The 19,885-nt window shown below is 64.2% G+C and carries 14 protein-coding genes; 7 read left to right on the forward strand and 7 right to left on the reverse strand.

The window, feature by feature from the left end; genetic code table 11:
* Window positions 1-66 precede the first annotated feature (66 nt).
* Window positions 67-582, reverse strand: coding sequence for a 2-oxo-4-hydroxy-4-carboxy-5-ureidoimidazoline decarboxylase (uraD, locus tag FW760_RS19110; protein WP_043862349.1), 516 nt, complete (start codon window positions 580-582; stop codon window positions 67-69).
* Window positions 579-1,508, reverse strand: a complete 930-nt coding sequence (puuE, locus tag FW760_RS19115) for an allantoinase PuuE (RefSeq protein ID WP_043862350.1) — start codon at window positions 1,506-1,508, stop codon at window positions 579-581. Before puuE ends, uraD begins: the two co-directional genes overlap by 4 nt.
* A gap of 383 nt (window positions 1,509-1,891) precedes the next feature.
* On the opposite strand from puuE, the gene uraH reads away from it, so the two are divergent.
* Window positions 1,892-2,245: a hydroxyisourate hydrolase gene (gene uraH, locus FW760_RS19120; protein WP_043862351.1), complete on the forward strand. Its 354-nt coding sequence runs from the start codon at window positions 1,892-1,894 to the stop codon at window positions 2,243-2,245.
* Window positions 2,246-2,407: 162 nt separating this feature from the next.
* On the opposite strand, the gene FW760_RS19125 is transcribed toward uraH, so the two are convergent.
* Window positions 2,408-3,757 (reverse strand): NCS2 family permease, encoded by a 1,350-nt coding sequence (locus tag FW760_RS19125; RefSeq protein ID WP_054915598.1) that lies wholly within the window; start codon window positions 3,755-3,757, stop codon window positions 2,408-2,410.
* A gap of 353 nt (window positions 3,758-4,110) precedes the next feature.
* Between FW760_RS19125 and FW760_RS19130 the strand changes: the two genes are divergently transcribed.
* Both FW760_RS19130 and aqpZ read left to right on the forward strand, forming a co-directional pair.
* Entirely contained in the window at window positions 4,111-4,878 is a 768-nt protein-coding gene (locus FW760_RS19130; protein WP_043862353.1) for a GntR family transcriptional regulator, read from the forward strand.
* A 204-nt stretch (window positions 4,879-5,082) separates the two neighbouring features.
* Window positions 5,083-5,781, forward strand: a complete 699-nt coding sequence (gene aqpZ / locus FW760_RS19135; RefSeq protein WP_043862354.1) for an aquaporin Z — start codon at window positions 5,083-5,085, stop codon at window positions 5,779-5,781.
* Here aqpZ and guaD read toward each other — a convergent pair.
* From guaD to xdhA, 4 genes are all read right to left on the reverse strand, one after another.
* Entirely contained in the window at window positions 5,778-7,082 is a 1,305-nt protein-coding gene (gene guaD, locus FW760_RS19140) for a guanine deaminase (protein WP_058542039.1), read from the reverse strand. The two genes, aqpZ and guaD, sit on opposite strands and share 4 nt — an antisense overlap.
* 10 nt (window positions 7,083-7,092) lie before the next feature.
* A complete protein-coding gene (xdhC, locus tag FW760_RS19145; protein ID WP_116053269.1) occupies window positions 7,093-7,938 on the reverse strand; it encodes a xanthine dehydrogenase accessory protein XdhC in 846 nt (281 codons plus the stop codon).
* 103 nt (window positions 7,939-8,041) lie between these two features.
* Window positions 8,042-10,441 (reverse strand): xanthine dehydrogenase molybdopterin binding subunit, encoded by a 2,400-nt coding sequence (gene xdhB, locus FW760_RS19150; protein ID WP_116053272.1) that lies wholly within the window; start codon window positions 10,439-10,441, stop codon window positions 8,042-8,044.
* Window positions 10,434-11,888, reverse strand: a complete 1,455-nt coding sequence (gene xdhA, locus FW760_RS19155) for a xanthine dehydrogenase small subunit (protein WP_054915592.1) — start codon at window positions 11,886-11,888, stop codon at window positions 10,434-10,436. The genes xdhB and xdhA overlap by 8 nt, the downstream gene beginning before the upstream one ends.
* A gap of 279 nt (window positions 11,889-12,167) precedes the next feature.
* Here xdhA and FW760_RS19160 point away from each other — a divergent pair, with 279 nt between their 5' ends.
* The 4 genes from FW760_RS19160 (at window position 12,168) to ligA (ending at window position 19,866) form a co-directional block, all read left to right on the forward strand.
* Window positions 12,168-12,827 carry a GntR family transcriptional regulator gene (locus FW760_RS19160; protein WP_043862359.1) on the forward strand — a complete coding sequence of 220 codons (660 nt, stop codon included), beginning with the start codon at window positions 12,168-12,170 and terminating at the stop codon, window positions 12,825-12,827.
* Window positions 12,828-12,829: 2 nt separating this feature from the next.
* A complete protein-coding gene (gene smc, locus FW760_RS19165; protein ID WP_116053274.1) occupies window positions 12,830-16,318 on the forward strand; it encodes a chromosome segregation protein SMC in 3,489 nt (1,162 codons plus the stop codon).
* A 203-nt stretch (window positions 16,319-16,521) separates the two neighbouring features.
* Complete coding sequence (gene zipA, locus FW760_RS19170; protein ID WP_043862361.1) at window positions 16,522-17,391, forward strand: cell division protein ZipA; 870 nt, start codon at window positions 16,522-16,524, stop codon at window positions 17,389-17,391.
* A gap of 120 nt (window positions 17,392-17,511) precedes the next feature.
* Window positions 17,512-19,866: an NAD-dependent DNA ligase LigA gene (gene ligA, locus FW760_RS19175; RefSeq protein ID WP_054915589.1), complete on the forward strand. Its 2,355-nt coding sequence runs from the start codon at window positions 17,512-17,514 to the stop codon at window positions 19,864-19,866.
* Window positions 19,867-19,885: the final 19 nt, after the last annotated feature.

Raw genomic sequence — 19,885 nt, forward strand, 5'->3', positions numbered from 1 at the left:
CTCTAATTATGTGTTGTCGGGGCTTTGGCGAATGCCGGCAGGCCAGTGCCTGCCAAGGCGCGCCGGTTACAGCTGCTGCAGGCGGAACAGGGCGATCAGGTTGATCTGCGCCAGGGCTTCCTTGAACTCGGCCTCGACCGAGTTGTGGATGCGTTTCTCGAACGAGGCGAGGATCTGGTGCCGGTTGCTGCCTTTTACCGCCATGATGAACGGGAACTGGAACCTGGCCTTGTAGGCGTCGTTGAGTTCGGTGAAACGGGCGAACTCTTCGGCGGTGCACTGGTGGATGCCGGCGCCAGCCTGTTCGTTGGTGCTCGATTCGGTCAGTTCGCCCTGGACGGCGGCTTTGCCGGCCAGGTCCGGGTGAGCATTGATCAGGGCCAGCTGGCTGGCGTGATCGGCGCTGAGCAGGATGTCGCTCATGCGCTGGTGCAGGGCTTCGATCTGGTCCAGCTCGTGCAGTTGGCCCAGGTCGTAGGCTTTTTCGGCGACCCACGGCGAGTGCTCGTAGATGTCGGCGAAGGCGGCGACGAACGCGGCACGGTCCAGGGTCGAAGGCTTGAGGGTCTTGAAGTCGGTCATTTGGCGCTCTCGGCTTGGAAAGGGTGGGTGGCATGCCAGTGGCGGGCGATGTCCACGCGCCGGGCGAACCACACCTGCTCATGGCTCTTGGCGTACTCCACGAAGCGCTTGAGCGCGGCGATGCGTGCCGGGCGGCCGATCAGGCGGCAGTGCAGGCCGATCGAGAGCATCTTCGGTGCCTCGGCACCTTCGGCGTAGAGCACGTCGAAGGCGTCCTTGAGGTACTGGAAGAACTGCTCGCCACAATTGAAGCCCTGCACCTGGGTGAAGCGCATGTCGTTGGTGTCCAGGGTGTAGGGGATCACCAGGTGCGGCTTGCCGGTGGGGTTGTTGGGCTCCCAGTAGGGCAGGTCGTCGTCGTAGGTGTCGCTGTCGTAGAGGAAGCCGCCTTCCTCCATCACCAGCCGGCGGGTGTTGGGCCCGGTACGGCCGGTGTACCAGCCCAGCGGGCGCTCGCCGGTGAGGTCGGTGAGAATGCGGATGGCCTCGAGCATGTGCTCGCGCTCCTGGTTCTCGTCCATGTACTGGTAGTCGATCCAGCGGTAGCCGTGGCTGCAGATCTCGTGGCCGGCGGCGACCATGGCGCGGATCACGTCGGGGTGGCGCTGGGCGGCCATGGCCACGGCAAACACGGTGAGCGGCACGCCGGTGTCTTCGAACAGCTTGAGCAGGCGCCACACACCGGCGCGGCTGCCATACTCGTAAAGCGATTCCATGCTCATGTTGCGGGCGCCCTGCAGGGGCTGCGCCGAGACCATCTCGGAAAGGAAGGCTTCGGATTCCTTGTCCCCGTGAAGAATGTTGCGTTCGCCACCTTCTTCATAGTTGAGCACGAAAGACAAAGCGATGCGGGCATTCCCCGGCCAGCGCGGATGGGGTGGGTTGTTGCCGTAACCGATCAGGTCGCGAGGATAATCAGCGCTCACTGCAGCCTTCCTTCTTGTACGTGAAAACGGGGGTGTGGTGTCTGAGTCAGGTCATCGGCCACAACGATGGAGTGATTGTATACAACTTTATTGACGATTTGTAAGCCTGTTTTTTCGCATTTCTTCCGCCATTCGCCCTTGAAAAAGGTTGCAAGAAACCTGCCTGATTGGTCAGTAAATGACGATAGCGTCCGCCAGGCACGCGGCTTTGCGACTGATGGCGTATTTACAGGGTACGCTCGGCAGGCTAACAAAATCGTCGAATTTATTGTGTACAATTTTAGCTGAAAATGTCTTAATAATCCGACAGCCGCACGCTGCCCTGCTTCATCCCGGTGCCGTGCGGGTATTTTTTGCCCATAGATTGAAACGAGGCGCACGCAATGGGACGTTTGACCACGCATGTACTGGATGCCGCACATGGCTGCCCTGGCAGCTCGATCAAGGTCGAGCTGTACCGGGTCGAAGGCCAGCAGCTTGAGCTGGTGAACACGGCGCTGACCAACAGCGATGGCCGTTGCGATGCGCCACTGCTGCAGGGTGAGGATTACCGCAGCGGTGTGTACCAGCTGCAGTTCAGTGCCGGTGACTATTACCGTGCCCGTGGTGTGCAGTTGCCGGAGCCGGCGTTCCTGGATGTGGTGGTGCTGCGTTTCGGCATCAGCGCCGAGCAGGATCACTACCACGTGCCGTTGCTGATCTCGCCGTACAGTTACTCGACCTATCGCGGAAGCTAGTTGGTCGCTAGATGAATCTTCGTAGGTCCTTGCCCGCTCTCACTGGCGGGCTTTTTTTTGCCTCGGATTCGAGGGCGTGCCTGCAGGGCTGTTCGCTGGCAGAGCGGCACAGGCAACAAAAAGCCCCGCCCGAAGGCGAGGCTCCTTGAACCGACGCAGTGCTTACAGGAACACGAACTTGGCCACAAAGATCGCACACAGCACCCACAGGCTCGCCGAGATCTCCCTGTAGCGCCCGGTGCCGGCCTTGAGCACCACATAGGTGATGAAGCCCAGCGCAATGCCGTCCGCCACCGAGAATGTCAGCGGCATCATGATCGCCGTGACGATCGCCGGAATGCTGTCGGTGGCTTCATCCCAGTTGATGTGCGCCATGCTGCCCATCATCAGCATCGCCACATAGATCAGTGCGCCGGCGGTGGCATAGGCCGGGATCATGCCCGCCAGCGGCGCAAAGAACATCGCCGCGACGAACAGCAGGCCGACCACCACGGCCGTGAGCCCCGTGCGCCCGCCGGCCGCCACACCTGCAGCACTTTCCACGTAGCTGGTGACCGGCGGCACACCCACCACTGCACCGAACACGCTCGATGCACTGTCGGCCTTGAGCGCCCGCGACAGGTTTTCGATGCGCCCCTCGGCGTTCACCAGGTTGGCGCGCTGGGCCACGCCCATCAAAGTGCCGGCGGTGTCGAACATGTGCACGAACAGAAATGCCAGTACCACGCTGATCATGCTGACGTTGAACACGCCCGCCACGTCCATGGCCATCCAGGTGGGCGCCAGGCTCGGCGGCAGGGAGAACACGCCGCCATACTCCACCAGGCCCAGGGCCCAGCCGGCCAGTGTCACGGCGATGATGCTGATCAGGATCGCGCCGAACACCCGGCGATAGCTGAGCACGGCAATCATCAGGAAGCACGCCGCCGCCAGCAGCGGGCCAGGCTCGTGCAGCGAGCCGAGCTTGATCAGGGTGGCTGGGCTGGCGACGATGATGCCGGCCGTCTTCAGCCCGATCACCCCGAGAAACAGCCCCACACCCGCGCCCATGGCGTGACGCAGGCTCAGCGGGATGCTGTTGAGCAGCCATTCGCGCACCCGCGACAGCGTCAGCAGCATGAACAGCACACCCGATACGAACACCGCACCCAGCGCGGCCTCCCAGGTGTAGCCCATGGTGCCGACCACGGTGTAGGTGAAAAAGGCATTCAGCCCCATGCCGGGTGCCAGGCCCACCGGCCAGTTGGCATACAGGCCCATCAGCAGGCAGCCGAGCGCCGCCGCGATGCAGGTGGCCACGAACGCGGCACCGTGGTCGATGCCGGCGTCGGCCATGATGTTGGGGTTGACGAAAATGATGTAGGCCATGGTGATGAAGGTGGTTACACCCGCGATCAGTTCGGTCCTGACAGTGGTGCCGTGCAGCTTGAGTTTGAAAATCCGCTCCAGCCAGCTCGTTTCGAGCGGTGGGGCAAGATCCAGCGTAGGGGCTTGGGGTTTGCGGCTTTCCACAGCGTGTACTCCTCACGTCTTTTCTTGTTGTTCAGAGCTTGTCCTGCGCGTTGACTGGGGGCTCTGCGAGGGGGAGGGCATGGCGACCGGACCTGTTGTTGACCTGCGGGTCAGGAAGTTGCACGGCTGGATTATGCGTTTGTATACAAATAATGCAAATAATGTTTTTGTCGGTGTGTGCAGGTAAATTGTCGCCACGGCTATAACGTGATGGCACTCTGCAGAAATCGCCAAGCCTGTGTACAATGCGTCAATACCATGAACGTCTAATTTTCTATCCAGGACTTGCCATCGCCCTACTGGCTGGTATTACAGTCAGGGTCCGATAGGTGGATCTCCGTGCTCGAGCGCCCATGAACGAACAGCTGCAACCCCTCAAGAAACCCACGCGCACCGGCAAGGCCGGTCGTAGCGGCACCCAGGACGATATCGTTTACGCGCACATATTCGAGGCAATCCTCGAACAACGCCTGGCGCCGGGTACCAAGTTGAGTGAGGAAGCCCTGGGCGAGATCTTCGGCGTCAGCCGCACCATCATCCGGCGTGCGCTGTCGCGCCTGGCCCACGAAAGCGTGGTGCTGCTGCGCCCCAATCGCGGTGCGGTAGTGGCCAGCCCGACCGTCGAAGAGGCGCGTCAGGTGTTCTTTTCGCGGCGCATGGTCGAGCGTGCCATCACCGAACTTGCAGTGGAGCACGCCACCGCCGAGCAGTTGAACGAACTGCGCCAGATGGTGCGCGACGAGCGCGACAGCTTCTCGCGCGGCGACCGGGGTGCCGGCATTCGCCTGTCTGGCGAGTTTCACCTCAAGCTGGCGGAAGCGGCGGGCAATGCACCGCTGATCAGCTTCCAGCGCAGCCTGGTATCGCAGACTTCGCTGATCATTGCCCAGTACGAAAGCGGCAACCGCTCGCACTGCTCGTATGACGAGCACATGCAACTGATCGACGCCATCGAGGCGCGTGATGCGGCCCAGGCGGTGAGCCTGATGATGCACCACATGGACCACATCGACAGCAAGCTCAACCTCGACGAGGAGAGTGCGTCGGATGACCTGCACGCGGTGTTCTCGCACCTGCTGCAAACCAAGAAGCGCGGCAGCTCGGTGCCGGCCAAGGGCTGATACCGCGTCGCCTGCAATCGCGGGTCGAGCCCGCTCCCACAGGATTGTCTCGGTCCTTGTGGGAGCGGGCTTGACCCGCGATGCTTTCAGGGCTGCTGGCACTTGAGCCAACCTCTGCTAGATTTCTATCTGTTGCACTCCCGCAAACCTTCATCAAGCAGTTGGGCTTGCGCTTCAGGCGTACCACTTCTTGAGGACTGACTGATGTCGATGCCCATGAGCAAACGCATGGGAGCTGAATTGATAGGGACGTTCTGGTTGGTGTTGGGGGGTTGTGGCAGCGCGGTACTGGCTGCGTCTTTTCCGATCGGCATTGGCCTGGTCGGTGTCTCCATGGCCTTCGGGCTGACTGTGCTGACCATGGCATTCGCCATCGGTCATATCTCCGGTTGTCACCTCAACCCTGCGGTATCGCTGGGCCTGGTCGTGGGCGGGCGGTTTCCGCTCAAGGACCTGGTGCCGTACGTGATCGCCCAGGTGGTGGGCGCCATCCTGGCTGCCGGCGTGATCTACCTCATCGCCAGCGGCAAGGTCGGCTTCGAGCTGTCGAACGGGCTTGCCTCGAACGGCTATGGCGAGCATTCGCCGGGGCAGTACTCGCTTGGGGCAGGTTTTGTCAGCGAGGTGGTGATGACCGCGATGTTCATTCTGATCATCATGGGCGCCACCGATTCGCGGGCGCCGGCCGGCTTTGCGCCGATCGCCATCGGGCTGGCGCTGACGCTGATCCACCTGGTGTCGATACCGGTTACCAACACGTCGGTGAACCCGGCACGCAGCACCGGGCCGGCGCTGTTCGTCGGTGGCTGGGCGCTGCATCAGCTGTGGCTGTTCTGGGTGGCGCCGCTGATCGGGGCAGTGATCGGCGGCGCGTTGTACCGCGGCCTGTTTCGAACGCCTTAGCGCTGGTGCACGCTGCGCCCGGCGGCAAAGGTTTCGCGAATGGTACGGTCGTCGCCCAGGGTGGTCAGCACGAACAGGGTCTCCTCGATGCTGCCGGACTGCTGGAGACGGTAGTCCAGCAACGGGGTGGCCTTGTAGTCGAGCACGATGAAGTCGGCATCGCTGCCCGGTTGCAGGGTGCCGATGCGCTCCTCCAGGTTCAAAGCCCGAGCACCGCCCAGGGTGGCCAGGTACAGCGACTTGAACGGGCTCAGGCGTGCGCCCTGCAACTGCATGACCTTGTAGGCTTCGTTCAGGGTGTACAGCAGCGAGAAGCTGGTGCCGGCGCCCACGTCGGTGCCCAGGCCGACCTTGACCTTGTGCTGCTCGGCCTGGGGCAGGTTGAACAGGCCGCTGCCTAGGAACAGGTTGGAGGTCGGGCAGAACGCCACGGCCGAACCGGTCTCGGCCAGGCGCTGGCATTCGGCATCGCACAGGTGAACGGCGTGGGCGAACACCGAGCGCTCGCCCAGCAGCTCGAAATGGTCGTACACATCCAGGTAGCCGCTGCGCTCGGGGAACAGCGCCTTGACCCACTCGATCTCCTTGAGGTTTTCGCTCAGGTGGGTGTGCAGGTACAGGTCCGGGAACTCCTTGAGCAACTGGCCGGCCAGGGCCAGCTGTTGCGGGGTGCTGGTGGGCGCAAAGCGCGGGGTCACCGCATAGTGCAGGCGGCCCTTGCCGTGCCAGCGCTGGATCAGCGCCTTGCTGTCGGCGTAGCCCGACTCGGCGGTGTCGGTCAGGTAGTCGGGGGCGTTGCGGTCCATCATCACCTTGCCGGCGATCAGGCGCAGGTCCAGGCGCTCGGCTTCCTCGAACAGGGCGTTGACCGAGGCAGGGTGCACGCTGCCGAACACCAGCGCCGAGGTGGTGCCGTTGCGCAGCAGCTCCTTGAGAAACAGCTTGGCCACCTTGTCGGCGTGAGCCTTGTCTTCGAACTGGCGCTCGCACGGGAAGGTGTAGGTGTTCAGCCAGTCCAGCAACTGCTCGCCGTAGGAGCCGATCATGCCGGTCTGCGGGAAGTGGATATGGGTATCGATGAACCCCGGGGTGATCAAGGCGTCCTGGTAGTGCACCACTTCGATGTCGGCGTCCAGGCCTGGCAGCAGTTCGCTGGCGTGGCCGATGGCGCTGATCTTGCCCTGGTCGATGACCAGCAGGCCGTCTTCGAAATATTCATACGATGCTTCGACGCCCACCTCGGCAGGGTCGGCGAGGCTGTGCAGCAGGGCGGCACGGTAGGCTTTGCGGGTTGCGCTCATGTGGCTCTCGTCAAATGGCTTGGCTGCGCCGTGACGGCGGCAGCAGTTTGGCAATGGGTTGGGTGGTGTCCGAGCCGGTATGCTGGCCGAAGTTCGCGTTGTAGGTAGCGATGATTTCGGCGGCGATGGACACGGCGATCTCGATCGGCAGCTTGCCCTTGACCTCGGCCAGGCCCATCGGGCAGCGCATGCGTGCCAGGCTGTCGGCGGCAAAGCCGCGCTCGCGCAGGCGGTGCTCGAACTTCACGCGCTTGGTCCTGGAGCCGATCAGGCCGAACCAGGTGAAATCGTTGCGCTTGAGGATCGCGGCGGTCAGTTCCAGGTCCAGTTGATGGTTGTGGGTCATGACGATGCAATAGCTGCCGGCGGGCAGTTCATCGACCTCGTCGACCGGTTCCTCGCTGACGACCTTGCTCACCCCCGTGGGGATGATGTCGGGGAATTCCTGCTCGCGCGAATCGATCCAGCGTACCCGGCAGGGCAGCGCGGCGAGCAAGGGTACCAGAGCGCGGCCGACATGGCCTGCGCCGAATACCGCGATCTGCGCCTGCACGCCGCCCATGGGCTCGAACAGCAGCACGGTGGCGCCGCCGCAGCACTGGCCAAGGCTGGCGCCGAGGCTGAAGCGCTCCAGGTGGGTGGTTTCGCGGCCTTCGGCAAGCATCTGCCGGGCGATGTGCATGGCCTTGTATTCCAGGTGCCCGCCGCCGATGGTGTCGAACAGCTGGGTCGCGCTGACGACCATCTTCGAGCCGGCATTGCGTGGGGTGGAGCCCAGCTCTTCGATGATGGTCACCAGCACGCAGGGTTCGCCCCGGGTGTGCAGGTCGGACAGGGCGTTGATCCAGGTGTGCATAGTCGGTTGCCTCTTCAGTGCCTGATCGGGCCTCTTCACCGGCAAGGCCGGCTCCTACAGCAATCGCGCCCTGTAGGAGCCGCCCTTGCCGGCGAAGGGCGCACTACGGTGTAACGGTTTCCACCTCGGCAGCCGCCTGCCGGCCCGCCACCACCTTGCGCATCTGTTCGCAGCCCCACAGCACCCGCTCGGGGGTGGCCGGGGCATCGATCTGCGGTTGCTCGCGATAATCCGCCAGGCTGGCCACTGCATCCTTGATCGCGCACCACGGCGCGATCCCCAGCATGAACGGCGGCTCGCCCACCGCCTTGGAATGGAACACCGTGTCCTCGGGGTTCTTGCGGTTCTCCACCAGCTTCACCCGCAGGTCCACCGGCATGTCCGCCACCGCCGGGATCTTGTAGCTGGCCGGGCCGCTGGTCATCAGCTTGCCCTTGGCGTTCCACACCAGTTCCTCGGTGGTCAGCCACCCCATGCCCTGGATGAACCCGCCCTCCACCTGGCCAATGTCGATGGCCGGGTTCAGCGAGGCGCCCACGTCATGCAGGATGTCGGTGCGCAGCATCTTGTACTCGCCGGTCAGGGTGTCGACGATCACCTCGGCGCACGCCGCGCCGAAGGCGAAGTAGTAGAACGGGCGCCCGCGCGCCTGGCTGCGGTCGTAGTAGATCTTCGGGGTCTTGTAGAAGCCGGTGCTCGACAGCGACACCTGGGCAAAGTAGGCCTGCTGTACCAGGCTCTCGAAGGTGAGGATTTCATCGCGCACGCGCACGTGCCCGTTGCGAAACTCGACGTCTTCTTCACTGACCTTGTACTGGCGCGCGGCAAATGCCACCAGGCGCTGCTTGAGGATTTCGGCTGCGTTCTGCGCCGCCTTGCCGTTCAGGTCGGCGCCGCTGGACGCCGCCGTGGGCGAGGTGTTGGGCACCTTGTCGGTGTTGGTGGCGGTGATCTGTATGCGGCTGAAGTCCACCTGGAACACTTCGGCCACCACCTGGGCCACCTTGGTGTTCAGGCCCTGGCCCATCTCGGTGCCGCCATGGTTGAGGTGGATGCTGCCATCGGTGTAGATGTGCACCAGCGCACCGGCCTGGTTGAGAAAGCTGGCGGTGAACGAGATGCCGAACTTCACCGGGGTCAGCGCCAGGCCCTTTTTCAGCACCGGGCTGTTGGCGTTGAAGCGGCGGATCGACTCGCGGCGCTGCTGGTAGTCGCTGCTGGCTTCGAGCTCGGCGGTGATCTCCTCGAGCATGTTGTGCTCGACTGTCTGGTAGTAGTGGGTGACGTTGCGCTCGGTCTTGCCGTAGTAGTTGGCCTTGCGTACCGCCAGCGGGTCCAGTGCCAGGTGGCGGGCGATGCGGTCCATCACCTCTTCGATGGCAACCATGCCCTGCGGGCCGCCAAAGCCGCGGTAGGCGGTATTGGAGGCGGTGTTGGTCTTGCAGCGGTGGCCGTTGATGGTGGCGTCGCCCAGGTAGTAGGCGTTGTCGGAGTGGAACATCGCACGGTCGACGATGGAGGCCGACAGGTCCGGCGAGCAGCCGCAGTTGCCGGCCAGTTCCAGGTTGATGCCATGCAGGCGGCCGCTGTCATCGAACCCCACGTCGTATTCGATATAGAAGGGGTGACGCTTGCCGGTCATCAACATGTCCTCGACCCGTGGCAGGCGCATCTTGGTCGGCTGACCGGTCAGGCGCGCGATCACCGCGCACAGGCAGGCGGGGCTGGCGGCCTGGGTTTCCTTGCCGCCGAAGCCGCCGCCCATGCGGCGCATGTCCACCACGACCTTGTTCATCGGCACGTCCAGCACTTCGGCCACCAGCTTCTGCACCTCGGTGGGGTTCTGCGTGGAGCAGTACACGATCATGCCGCCATCCTCGGTGGGCATCACCGAAGAGATCTGGGTTTCGAGGTAGAAGTGCTCCTGGCCGCCGATATGCAGGGTGCCCTGCACCCGATGCGGGGCGCTGGCCAGCGCGGTGACCGAATCGCCGCGCTGGTGGGTGTGGCTGTCGAGCACAAAATGCTTCTTGCGCAGGGCCTGAACCACATCCAGCACCGGCTCCAGGTCTTCGTATTCGATGATCGCGGCCATCGCTGCGCGGCGGGCGGTGTCCAGGTCGCAGGCGGCCACGGCCAGCACCGGCTGGCCGACGAACTCGACGGTGTCGATGGCCAGCAGCGGGTCGCCCGGCAGCAGCGGGCCGATGTCCTTCAGGCCCGGGACGTCTTCGTGGGTGATGGCGATGCGCACGCCTTCGATGGCGTAGCACGGGCGGGTGTCGATGCTCAGCACCCGGGCATGGGCGCGGTCCGACAAGCGAGCGTACACATGCAACTGGTTGGGGAATTCGAGGCGGTCATCGATATACACCGCCTCGCCGGACACATGCTTGTCGGCGCTGTCGTGTTTGATGCTGCGCCCGACGCCACTGGTCAGGCCCTGGGCGAACAGCTCGGCCAGTTCGGCCTGGCTCCTGGCCACGTGAGGATGGTTAGACATAGGCGGTCACCCGGGTTTCGATGTGCGGCGTGTGCAGTTCGATGAAGTACTTGCGCAGCAGGTTCTGCGCGCCGAGCAGGCGGTATTCCTTGCTGGCCCTGAAGTCCGACAGCGGGGTGAAGTCTTCGCCCAGCGCCTGGCAGGCGCGCTCGATACCGGCCTGGTTGAACGGCTTGCCGAGCAGGGCGGCTTCACAGGCGCGGGCGCGCTTGGGGATGGCGGCCATGCCGCCGAAGGCGATACGTGCCTCGGCCACCACGCCGTTGTCGATGCGCAGGTTGAAGGCGGCGCACACCGCCGAAATGTCGTCGTCCAGTCGCTTGGACACCTTGTAGGCCCGGAACGCCCAGGCCAGGTTGGCCCGCGGCACGATGATCTTCTCGATGAACTCGCTTTCCTGGCGTGCGGTGATGCGGTAGTCGATGAAATAGTCTTCCAGCGCCAGGGTGCGTGTGTCCTGACCCCGGCGCAGCACGATCTGCGCACCCAGGGCGATCAGCAGGGGCGGCGAATCGCCGATCGGCGAGGCGTTGCCGATGTTGCCGCCCAGGGTGCCCTGATTGCGGATCTGCAGCGAGGCGAAGCGGTGCAGCAGTTCGCCGAAGTCGGGGTATTCACGGCTCAGCGCGTCATAGCAGTCGGTGAGCGGTGTGGCGGCGCCGATTTCCAGGCGATCGTCAAAGGCCTCGACCCGCTTCATCTCGGCGACGTTGCCCACGTAGATCATCACCGGCAGGGTCTTGTGGAACTGCGTGACCTCCAGCGCCAGGTCGGTGCCGCCGGCCAGCAGGCGGGCTTCGGGGTGCGAGCCGTACAGCTCGGCCAGGTCGGCCACGGTCAGCGGCACCAGGCAGCGCTTGTCGCCGCTGTTGAGTTCGCCGGTTTCCTTGGGCGCAATCGCCTGGAGCCGGGCGATGGTCTGTGCCTGGGCGCTGTCGAACTGGTCGGGGGCGGCCTGGCAGCAGGCCTGCTCGGCGGCTGCCAGGATCGGCCGGTAGCCGGTGCAGCGGCACAGGTTGCCGGCCAGGGCCTCCTGGGCGCGGTGCAGGTCGGGGGCGTCGCTGTTCTTCTGCAGGGCAAACAGCGACATCACGAAGCCCGGGGTACAGAAGCCGCATTGGGAGCCATGGCAGTCGACCATGGCCTGCTGCACGCTGTGCAGCTTGCCCTGGTGCTTGAGCCCTTCGACGCTGATCAGCTGCTTGCCATGCAGCGACGAGACGAACGTCAGGCACGAATTGAGGCTGCGATAACGCAGATGCTGCCGGCCGTGTTCATCTGCAGCCAGTTCACCGACCACGACGGTGCAGGCGCCGCAATCGCCGCTCGCGCAGCCTTCCTTGGTACCGGGTTTGCCCAGGTGCTCGCGCAGGTACTCGAGCACCGTCAGGTTGGGGTCCAGGGCATGCTCACTGCGCAGCTCCTGGTTGAGTAGAAACTGGATCACGGAAGGCCTCACAAGCGAATTATTGTTGTTGAGTGGACGGGGTCGACTGTAGGCAGACTTGACTTGCCGGTCAACTGCTTTCTGACTTCAAGGTCAGCTTTTTGTGCGTGCTGATCCTGTCATCCTCGATAGCCTCTTTATTCAGCATAGAACCGGGGCCGGGTTGACGATTGTTTTGCTTCAATCGTGCCAACTGCGTGCCTGTGCCGCTGCGCGAGGTGCAGGCAAGTGCGCTACAATCGGCGCTTGTGCACAGTTCAATGATTTTGAAGGAAAACCATGACGTTCAAGGCGCCGGACAGCCTCTCCGAGCAAATTGCCCATTACCTGGCCGAGCGGATCATCCGCGGTGAGCTCAAACCTGCCGAGCGCATCCAGGAACAGAAGGTCACCCAGGCGCTCAATGTCAGCCGTGGCTCGGTGCGCGAGGCACTGCTGATACTCGAGCGCCGGCACCTGGTGACCATCCTGCCGCGCCGTGGCGCGCAGGTTACGGCGCTCAACGAGCACAACGTGCGCAGCCTCTGCACCCTGATGAGCGAGCTGTACATCCTGCTGGGCAATGCCGTGGCCAGCGCGCCGCGCAGCGAAGCCGAACTTGCACCGTTTCTGGTCATCCAGCAGCGTCTGCACGCCGCCAGTGCGCGCCAGGACATCAAGGCCTTCGTCGAAGAGAGCTTCGCGGTGATGCGCGCCGCGTACCCGTTCGCCAACAACCCCTACCTGCAGGAAACCGTCGAGAACCTGCAGCCGGCCATGAGCCGCACCTATTACCTGGCGCTGGACCAGCGCAAGGCCAACATGAACGACTTCCTGGTGCTGTTCGCCCAACTGCTAGAAGCGGTGGTGGGTGGCGACCTGCCGCGTATCCGCGAGGTGCTGACGCAGTACTGCGAGCGCAGTTGCACGCTGGTGCTGTCCTCGCTGGTTGCTGGCTGAGCATGCGCCTCAAGTGCATTCGCCTGGCGGGGTTCAAGTCGTTCGTCGACCCGACTACCGTCAACTTCCCCAGCAACATGGCGGCCGTGGTCGGCCCCAATGGCTGCGGCAAGTCCAACATCATCGATGCGGTGCGCTGGGTGATGGGCGAAAGCTCGGCGAAAAACCTGCGTGGCGAGTCGATGACCGACGTCATCTTCAACGGCTCCACCAGCCGCAAGCCGGTCAGCCAGGCCAGTATCGAACTGGTGTTCGACAACAGTGACAACACCCTGGTGGGCGAGTATGCCGCCTATGCCGAGATCTCGATCCGGCGCAAGGTGACCCGCGACGCGCAGAACACCTATTACCTCAACGGCACCAAGTGCCGTCGGCGCGACATCACCGATATCTTCCTGGGTACCGGCCTGGGCCCGCGCAGCTACTCGATCATCGAGCAGGGCATGATCTCCAAGCTGATCGAGGCCAAGCCCGAAGAGTTGCGCAACTTCATCGAAGAGGCCGCCGGCATCTCCAAGTACAAGGAGCGCCGCCGCGAAACCGAAAACCGCATCCGCCGCACCCACGAGAACCTGGAGCGCCTGACCGACCTGCGCGAAGAGCTGGAACGTCAGCTCGAACGCCTGCACCGCCAGGCCCAGGCAGCGGAGAAGTACAAGGAATACAAGGCCGAGGAGCGTCAGCTCAAGGCCCAGCTGGCGGCCCTGCGTTGGCGTGCGCTGAACGATCAGGTGGGCCAGCGCGAGGCGATCATCGGCGACCAGGAAGTGGCCTTCGAGGCCCTGGTGGCCGAGCAGCGCAATGCCGATGCGAGCATCGAGCGCCTGCGCGACGGTCACCATGACCTGTCGGAGCGTTTCAACCTGGTCCAGGGGCGCTTCTACTCGGTAGGCGGCGACATCGCCCGGGTCGAGCAGAACATCCAGCACGGCCAGCAGCGCCTGCGCCAGTTGCAGGATGACTTCAAGGAAGCCGAACGCGCGCGTCTGGAAACCGAATCGCACCTGGGCCACGACCGCACCTTGCTGGCGACTCTGGGCGAAGAGCTGGAGATGATCGAGCCCGAGCAGGAACTGTCGCTGGCGGCAGCCGAGGAGGCCGCCGCGACCCTTGAGGAAGCCGAGACCACCATGCATGGCTGGCAGGAGCAGTGGGACAGCTTCAACACCCGCTCCGCCGAGCCGCGCCGCCAGGCCGAGGTGCAGCAGTCGCGCATCCAGCAGCTGGAGCAGAGCCTGGAGCGCGTCTCGGAGCGCCAGCGCAAGCTGGGCGAAGAACGCGACCAGTTGAGCGCCGACCCTGAAGATGCGGCCATCCTGGAACTGAACGAACAACTGGCCAGCAGCGAATTGCTGCTCGAAGACCTGCACCTGGAAGAACAGCAGGTGATCGAGCGCCTCGACGCGCTGCGCGAGCAATTGCAGCAGGCCGCCCAGGCGCAGCAGCAGGCCCAGGGTGAACTGCAGCGCCTGGGTGGCCGGCTGGCATCGCTCGAAGCCTTGCAGCAGGCCGCGCTGGACCCAGGCAGCGGTACCCTCGACTGGTTGCGCGCGCAGGGCCTGGAGCAACGCCCACGCCTGGCTGAAGGCCTGCGCGTGGAGCCGGGTTGGGAGCTGGCGGTGGAAACCGTGCTGGGCGCCGACCTGCACGCGGTACTGGTGGACGACCTGGCCGGGCTCGACCTGACGAGCTTCGAGCAGGGCGAGTTGCGTCTGCTGGAGGCCGCCGGCACCGGCAAGCGCCTTGCCGGCAGCCTGCTGGACAAAGTACAGGGCGGCGTTGACCTGGCCCCCTGGCTGGGCCAGGTCAAGCCGGTCGAGAGCCTCGAGCAGGCATTGAGCCTGCGCGGCCAGCTGGCCGACGGCCAAAGCCTGATCAGCCGCGACGGCTACTGGGTGGGGCGCCACTTTCTGCGGGTCAGCCGAGGCAACGATGCCCAGGGCGGCGTGCTGGCCCGCGGGCAGGAGCTTGAGCTGCTGGGCCTGGAGCGTCTGGAGCAGGAAGCTGCCCTGGAGCAGCTCGAAGCGCAGTTGCTGGCCCTGCGTGAACAGCAGCGCGTGCAGGAAGACAGCCGTGAACAACTGCGTCGTCGCACCCAGGAAGAAGCCCGCCAGCAAGGTGAGCTCAAGGCCCGTCTGTCGGCCGGCAAGGCCCGCGCCGAGCAGCTGACATTGCGCCGCCGGCGCCTTGAAGAAGAGCTGGCCGAGCTGCTGGAACAGCGCGCCATCGAACACGAAAGCCTGGGCGAGTCGCGCCTGCACCTGCAGGAAGCCCTCGACCTGATGGCCCACGACACCGAACAACGCGAGGCCTTGCTGGCCCAGCGCGACAACCTGCGCGAACGCCTCGACCGCGTGCGCCAGGAAGCCCGCCAGCACAAGGACCACGCCCATCAGTTGGCGGTACGCCTGGGTTCGCTGCGTGCCCAGCACGACTCCACGCGCCAGGCCCTCGAGCGCCTGGAGCTGCAGTCGGAGCGCCTGAACGAAAAACGTGAACAACTGAGCCTGAACCTGGAGGAGGGCGAGGCGCCCCTCGAAGAGCTGCGCATGATGCTCGAGGCGCTGCTGGAAAAGCGCATGAGTGTCGACGAGGAAATGCGTCAGGCGCGCCTGCACATGGACGAGGCCGACCGCGAACTGCGCGAGGCCGAAAAGCGTCGTACCCAGGCCGAACAGCAATCCCAGCTGCTGCGCGGTCAGCTCGAACAGCACCGTATGGAATGGCAGGGGCTGAGTGTGCGGCGCAAGGCCCTGCAGGAACAGTTGCAGGCTGACGGCTATGATCTGGAAGGCGTGTTGGCGACCTTGCTGGCCGAGGCCAGCGAGCAGGAGGCTGAACTTGAGCTGGAGCGCATCGATGCGCGCATCCAGCGCCTGGGCGCGATCAACCTGGCGGCCATCGACGAGTACCAGCAGCAGTCCGAGCGCAAGCGCTACCTCGACGCCCAGGATGCCGACCTGGTCGAGGCCCTCGATACCCTGGAAAACGTGATTCGCAAGATCGACAAGGAAACCCGCAACCGCTTCAAGGATACCTTTGATCAGATAAATGCCGGATTACAGGCACTTTTCCCAAAAGTTTTCGGTGGTGGCAGCGCTTATCTGGAACTGACGGGCGAAGATCTACTCGATACAGGGGTAACGATCATGGCGCGCCCGCCGGGCAAGAAGAACAGCACCATCCATCTGCTCTCGGGCGGCGAGAAGGCGCTGACGGCCCTGGCCCTGGTGTTTGCCATCTTCAAGTTGAACCCGGCACCGTTCTGCATGCTCGACGAGGTCGACGCGCCGCTGGACGATGCCAACGTCGGACGCTATGCGCGCCTGGTCAAGGAGATGAGCCAGACCGTGCAGTTCATCTATATCACCCACAACAAGATCGCCATGGAAATGGCCGATCAACTGATGGGGGTGACCATGCACGAGCCCGGTTGCTCGCGGCTGGTGGCGGTGGACGTGGAGGAGGCGATGGCCATGGTCGACGCCTGAAAAACGGATATAACGCACGAACTTGCAGCAAATGCCCCTGTCAGTTGCGACAGACGGTGTAAAGTTATCTTTGGTCGTGCTAGCTTAATGTAAATTTTTCTATGCGTGGGTAAAACGCCTGTCAGAACATAGAGTTGGCGCCACGTTTTAAAGGGGTTTAAACCCTTTATTTTTCAGCATTTTTCACAGAGGCACGGGATTACATGGAAATCGGTCTGCGCGAGTGGCTGATCGTCATCGGCATCATAGTCATTGCCGGTATTCTTTTTGACGGCTGGCGTCGCATGCGCGGCGGCAAGGGCAAGTTGAAATTCCGTCTGGACCGCAGCTTCTCCAACCTGCCGGACGAAGAGACCAGCGCCGAAGTGCTGGGCCCGCCGCGGGTGCTTGACGACCACAAGGAGCCCCAGCTCGACGAGCACGACCTGCCGTCGATGACGGCTGCGCGCGAGCAGCGCGAGCCGAAGGTGGGCAAGGGGTCCAAGCGTGCCAAGCGTACCAGCGAGCCGCAGCAGGGCGACCTGAACCTGGCGGCCGAGCCACGCGAGCCTGACCTGTTCGGCAATGCCGACGACGACTTCCCGGACGAAAGCCCCAAGAGCACCGGCTTCGGTGCCAGCGAAGGCAAGGACCTGCCGCCGGTCGAGGAAGTGCTGGTGATCAGCGTGATTGCCCGCGACGAGAGCGGCTTCAAGGGCCCTGCACTGCTGCAGAACATCCTGGAAAGCGGCCTGCGCTTTGGCGAGATGGACATCTTCCACCGTCACGAAAGCATGGCCGGCAATGGCGAAGTGCTGTTCTCCATGGCCAACGCGGTCAAGCCTGGGGTGTTCGATCTGGACGACATCGACCATTTCAGCACCCGTGCGGTCAGCTTCTTCCTTGGCCTGCCGGGCCCGCGCCATCCCAAGCAGGCGTTCGACGTGATGGTGGCGGCGGCGCGCAAGCTGGCCCATGAACTGAACGGCGAGCTCAAGGATGACCAGCGCAGCGTGATGACCGCGCAGACCATCGAACACTACCGCCAGCGCATCGTCGAGTTCGAGCGCCGCGCCCTGACCCAGAAACGCTGACAGGTATGGCCGCTCCCTGCAGGAGCTGGCCTTGCCGGCGAAAGCTGCCCCGCCGATCCACCGATTTGAACGCCAAGAGCAGCCCCGAGCTGCTCTTTTGCTTTGCAAGAGACGACACACATGACCGCCCAAACCCGCATCCTCGAACTGCGCGCCGAACTCGACCAGCACAACTACCGCTACTACGTGCTCGACGAGCCAAGCGTCCCGGACGCCGAATACGATCGCCTGTTCCGCGAGCTGCAGGCCCTTGAGGCCGAACACCCCGAGCTGGTCACCCCCGATTCCCCCACCCAGCGGGTGGGCGGCGCGGCGCTCTCGGCCTTCACCCAGGTGCGTCACGAGGTGCCGATGCTGAGCCTGGGCAACGCCTTCGAGGAAAATGACCTGCGCGAGTTCGACCGGCGCGTGGTCGAAGGCCTCGACCTGCCGACCGGCGACCTGTTCGGCGCAGGGGCGGCGGTGGACTACAGCTGCGAACCCAAGCTCGACGGCCTGGCGGTCAGCCTGCTGTACCGTGACGGCCTGCTGGTGCAGGGTGCCACCCGTGGCGACGGCACCACCGGCGAAGACATCAGCGTCAATGTGCGCACCATCCGCAACGTGCCGCTCAAGCTGCAGGGCAAGGGCTGGCCGGCGGTGCTGGAGGTGCGCGGCGAAGTGTTCATGAGCAAGGAGGGCTTCGAACGGCTGAACGCAGCCCAGGCCGAGATCGGCGGCAAGACCTTCGCCAACCCGCGCAACGCCGCCGCCGGCAGCCTGCGCCAGCTCGATTCGAAGATCACCGCCAGCCGCCCCCTGGAGTTCTGCTGCTATGGCGTGGGCCAGGTGTCCGAGGCGATCGCCGACACCCACATCGGCACCCTCGAAAAGCTCAAGGGCTGGGGCATGCCCATCAGCCGTGAACTGCGACATGCCGCCGGTATCAAGGAATGCCTGGACTACTACCGTGACATCGGCGAGCGGCGCAACGCGCTGCCCTACGAGATCGACGGGGTGGTGTTCAAGGTCAACAGCCTGGCCTCGCAACGCGAACTGGGCTTTCGTGCCCGTGAGCCGCGCTGGGCGATAGCGCACAAGTTCCCGGCCATGGAAGAGCTGACCGAGGTGCTCGACGTCGAGTTCCAGGTTGGCCGCACCGGTGCGGTAACGCCCGTCGCACGGCTCAAGCCGGTCAAGGTGGCCGGCGTGACCGTGGCCAATGCCACCTTGCACAACATGGACGAAGTGGCGCGCCTGGGGGTGATGATCGGCGATACGGTGATCATCCGCCGTGCCGGTGATGTGATCCCGCAGGTGATGCAGGTGGTCACCGAGCGTCGCCCGGCCGATGCGCGTGCGGTGCACATCCCTACCCAGTGCCCGGTATGTGGCTCGCAGGTCGAGCGCACCCAGCTGGTCAAGCGCAGCAAGGGCAAGGAAACCGTCAGCGAAGGCGCGGTGTACCGCTGCGTCGGCCGCCTGGCCTGCCGCGCGCAGCTCAAGCAGGCGATCATCCACTACGTGTCGCGCCGCGCCATGGACATCGAGGGCCTGGGCGAGAAGAGCGTCGAGCAGTTGGTGGACGAAGGGCTGATTGCCTCGCCGGCAGACCTGTACCGCTTGAAATTCGAAGACATCGTCGACCTCGAAGGCTTTGCCGAGGTGTCCAGCAACAAGCTGCTGGCCGCCATTGCCGACAGCAAGCGCCCGAGCCTGGCACGCTTCATCTACGCCCTTGGCATCCCGGATGTGGGCGAGGAGACCGCCAAGGTGCTGGCGCGCTCGCTGGGCTCGTTGCAGCGCGTGATGGTGGCGTTGCCGCAGGTGCTGACCTACCTGCCGGATATCGGCCTGGAAGTGGCGCACGAGATCCACAACTTCTTCGAGGACGAACATAACCGCAGCGTCATCGCGCAACTGCTCGAGAACGGCCTGCAGTTGCAGGAGGAGGGCGAGCTGGCCGCCGAATTCGCGGCCAGTACGACCCTGGCCGGGTTGATCGCCAAGCTCGACATCCCTTCTGTCGGCCCGACGGGTGCCGAGAAGCTGGTGGCCAAGCTGCAAAGCCTTGAGCGCATCATTGCCGCCGACGGCATCGACCTGCGCCAGGCGCTGGCAGCCAAGCAGGCGGATGCGGTGCGCGAGTTCTTCCTGGTCGAGGCCAACCAGGCACTGGCGCGCAGCGTCGAGGCGCAACTGCGCGAGTTCGGCATGCACTGGGAGAGCGAGAAGAAGGTTGCCCAGGGCTTGCCGCTGGCGGGGCAGACCTGGGTGCTGACCGGTTCGCTGGAGCGCATGAGCCGGGATGTCGCCAAGGACAAGTTGGAGAGCCTGGGGGCCAAGGTGGCGGGGTCTGTTTCGGCCAAGACCCACTGCGTGGTGGCGGGCCCGGGGGCAGGCTCCAAGTTGGCCAAGGCTACTGAGCTGGGGCTCAGGGTGTTGGATGAAGATGCGTTCGTGGCGTTTCTGTCGGAGCAGGGCATAGCGGTGTAGCGGTCACGCGGCCCGCTTC

The organism is Pseudomonas sp. 1176_21 (assembly GCF_052850635.1).